The organism is Thermoanaerobaculia bacterium (assembly GCA_018057705.1).
Lineage (GTDB): Bacteria > Acidobacteriota > Thermoanaerobaculia > Multivoradales > JAGPDF01 > JAGPDF01.
The window spans coordinates 1-3,108 of the sequence record JAGPDF010000172.1; the positions used below are offsets into that span (position 1 = coordinate 1).

General features: G+C 70.3%; 4 protein-coding genes. 1 reads left to right on the plus strand and 3 read right to left on the minus strand.

The window, feature by feature from the left end; translation table 11 throughout:
- The 3 genes from KBI44_21775 to KBI44_21785 all read right to left on the minus strand — a co-directional run.
- Positions 1–787, minus strand: a 787-nt coding sequence (locus KBI44_21775; protein ID MBP9147117.1) for an ABC transporter ATP-binding protein, incomplete at its 3' end; no start/stop codon positions are given.
- Positions 788–800: 13 nt separating this feature from the next.
- Entirely contained in the window at positions 801–1,565 is a 765-nt protein-coding gene (locus KBI44_21780) for an ABC transporter permease (GenBank protein ID MBP9147118.1), read from the minus strand.
- Positions 1,566–1,737: 172 nt separating this feature from the next.
- Positions 1,738–2,778, minus strand: a complete 1,041-nt coding sequence (locus tag KBI44_21785; GenBank protein ID MBP9147119.1) for a glycosyltransferase family 2 protein — start codon at positions 2,776–2,778, stop codon at positions 1,738–1,740.
- 65 nt (positions 2,779–2,843) lie between these two features.
- Here KBI44_21785 and KBI44_21790 point away from each other — a divergent pair.
- Positions 2,844–3,108 (plus strand): hypothetical protein (locus KBI44_21790; GenBank protein ID MBP9147120.1); only part of this gene is annotated, 265 nt, incomplete at its 3' end.

Sequence of the window (3,108 nt, forward strand, 5' to 3'; positions counted from 1 at the left end):
CGGTCGCGTAGGTGCTCTGGTCGTAGGCGGCGACGACTTCGTCGGGCCTGCCGTCGGCGACCAGGTGCCCGCGGTCGAGCCAGAGCGCGCGGCTGCAGGTCTCGAGGACGATCTGCGCCGAGTGCGAGACCAGGAGGATCGTCACCCCGGCGTCGCGGAAATCCGACAGCGTCTTCTCGCACTTTCTCGTGAAAGCGGCGTCGCCGGCCGCGAAGACCTCGTCGAGGATCAGCAGATCCGGGGTCCAGGCGGCGGCGATCGAGAAGCCGAGCCGGCCGAGCATTCCGGAGGAGTAGGAGCGGATCGGCGACTCGATGAAGTCACCGAGCTCGCTGTATTCGACGATCGCATCGATGCGCTCGCGGATCTCGCGCCGCGTCCGCCCGAGGAGCAGGCCGTTCAGGAAGATGTTCTCGCGCCCGGTGAGCTCGTGGTCGAAGCCGGTGCCGAGCTCGAGGATGGGGGCGATGCGGCCGTCGAAGTGCATCTCGCCGCTCGTCGGCGGCAGGACTCCCGAGACGATCTTGAGCAGCGAGCTCTTGCCGGCGCCGTTCCGGCCGACGATCCCGACGACCTCGCCGCGGGCGACGGAGAAGCTGACCTCGTTGAGCGCCCAGAACTTCTCGTAGACCAGGGTGCCCTTGACCCAGTGGATGGCGTAGTCCTTGAACGAGGGCAGCCGCTGCTTGGCGAGCCGGTAGCAGAGCGAGATGCGATCGAGCGTGAGAACGGGCCGCGCCTGCGCTTTCGGCGGCGTCTCGGTCTGGGTCTGGGGCGTCTCGATCATCGGTGGCGGGAGGTCAGAGGTACATCGTGATGCGCCGGCTGGTGCGGCTGAAGGCGAAGGCGCCGAGCGCCAGGAGCGCCAGCGCCAGGATCGCCGCGACGGTGAGGTGGCTCGCGGGCGGAATCTTGCCGTAGAAGATCGGGTCGCGGAAGACCTCGAGGATCGAGCGTACCGGATTGAAGCGCACGATCCAGAGCCAGCGCTCGGGCAGGATCGACATCGGGTACATGATCGGAGTCAGGAAGAGCAGGATCTGCAGGACGACGCCGACGAGCTCGACGATGTCGTGGAACAGGACCGCGAACGGCGCGAGCAGGAGGCCCGCGCCGAGGGTGAAGACGGCCGCGATGAGGATCGAGACCGGCAGGAAGAGCATCGCCGGGCGCAGCGGGTGGCCGGTGACGACGAGCAGGCCGAGGAGCGGCAGGAGCGCCAGCAGGAGGTTGATGACGCCGGAGATGACCACCGCCACCGGGAAGACCGACTTCGGCACCGGCAGCTTCTGGATCAGCCCGCCGTTGGCCCGCAGGCTGTTCATCGACGTCACGATGCTCTGCGAGAAGAAGTTCCAGAACAGCAGGCCGGCGAGGACGTAGACCGGGTAGTTCTCGACGTTGAAGCGAAAAACGGTGCTGAAGGCGATGTGCAGTACGCCCATCATCAGCATCGGCTGGAGCATCGTCCAGGCGAAACCGATCAGCGAGCGCCGGTAGCGCACCCGCAGCTCCCGCTGCACGAGCTCCCAGGTGAGGTCCCAGTAAGGGAAGACGACGGCCATGAACTGAAGAGTCTATCGCGGGCCTCGCTCGTGCGAGGTCGCCGGCGGGCGGCAGCGTTCGCGGCACATCCCCGGTGCTCGGTCGGGACCCCGGTCGATCGGACGTTTCTACTTGCGGGCGGGGCCCCCCGCCACTGCGCGCCGGGAATGTGCCGCGAACGCTGCCGCCCGCCTACGTCGGTGAGCTCCGACGTAGCGCGGTGATCGCGGTGATCGCGTTGATCGCGGCATCGACCGCGCGCGCTTCGGGCGTGCCGCGCCGCTTCGCCAGCAGGAGCTGGCGCAGGCGGCCGCCGAGGAGCAGGGCGCGGCGCGCCCGGTGCGCCCAGCGCGCGCCGCGGTGGCGGCGCGCCCAGTGCAGGAGGTCGAGCCAGAGCAGGTCGAGGCGCTGGCCGTCGTAGCCGGTGTTCGGCGCTGCGGCCGGGGAGCTCGCCAGGGGACCGGGCTCTTCGGATCGATGCGCGCTCGCCAGATCGCTGATCTGGCCGACCGAGCCGCCGAGGTGGTGCACCACGATCCAGTCGCCGAGGACCCGCACCGTCCGCCCGGCGCGGGCGAGCCGCTGGCAGTAGTCGAGGTCCTGCGCGTAGTGGCGGTAGCTCTCGTCGAACGGTCCGACCTCTTCGAAGGCCTCCCGGGAGATCGCAAGAGCGGCGCCCGGCGCCCAGTCGACGGTGCCGCCCGTGAAGCCGGAAGGCGGCCCCTTGCGGACCCGGAAGCGCGCCCCGCGGCCCAGGCCGCTCGCCAGGGCGAAGAGCCAGAGATGGGTCGGGAAGGCGCCGCCACTCCACTGCGGCAGGCCGTTCGGGTAGACGAGGCGCGCCGCCAGGGCGCCGAGCTGCCCGCCCTGCCGGCGATCCTCGGTGAACGCCTCGCGGATCCGATGGTCGCCGCCCTCGGTGACCTCGGCGTCGCTGTTCAGGAGCAGAAGCAGGTCGCCGGTGGCCTCGGTGAGGCCGCGGTTGATCGCGGCGCTGAAGCCGCGCGCCTCGGGATTTCGCAGCCACCGCCAGGCGTGGCCGTCCTGTTCGCCGAGGCCGGTCCGGTGCAGGAGGGGGACGCCGGGGTCGGTAGAGCCGTCGTCCACCACGAGGATCTCGAGCGGCGTCGTCCAGCGGGCGAGCGCGGCGAGGCACTGCGCCGCAAGATCGGCCCGGTTGTGGACCGGAATGACCACCGAGAGCCGGGACGCAGGCGAAGGGGCGGAGTCCATGCTGCGGCCAGATTACGGGCGCCGGCCCGGCTTGGCAAGGAGGGCAGGCGATATGATTTCGCACGATGAGTCCGACACCACGTGAGCGCCGGTCGCGGTCCGCCCGCCAGATGGCCCTGGCGCCGGCGATCGCCAGGAAGGCGTCGCGGGCGCCACAGGGCCCGCTGGCTTCCGTCACCGCGCCCGGTCACCGACTGGCCTCCTGGACGCTCTGGCTGCTGCTCATCGCCGTGCCGTTCGTCCTCGACTCGGCGCAGAAGGACGCCTTCCGGTTGCCCAAGGCGCTCCTCGGAGAGACCCTGGCGCTGCTGTCGCTCTTCTTCCTCGCGC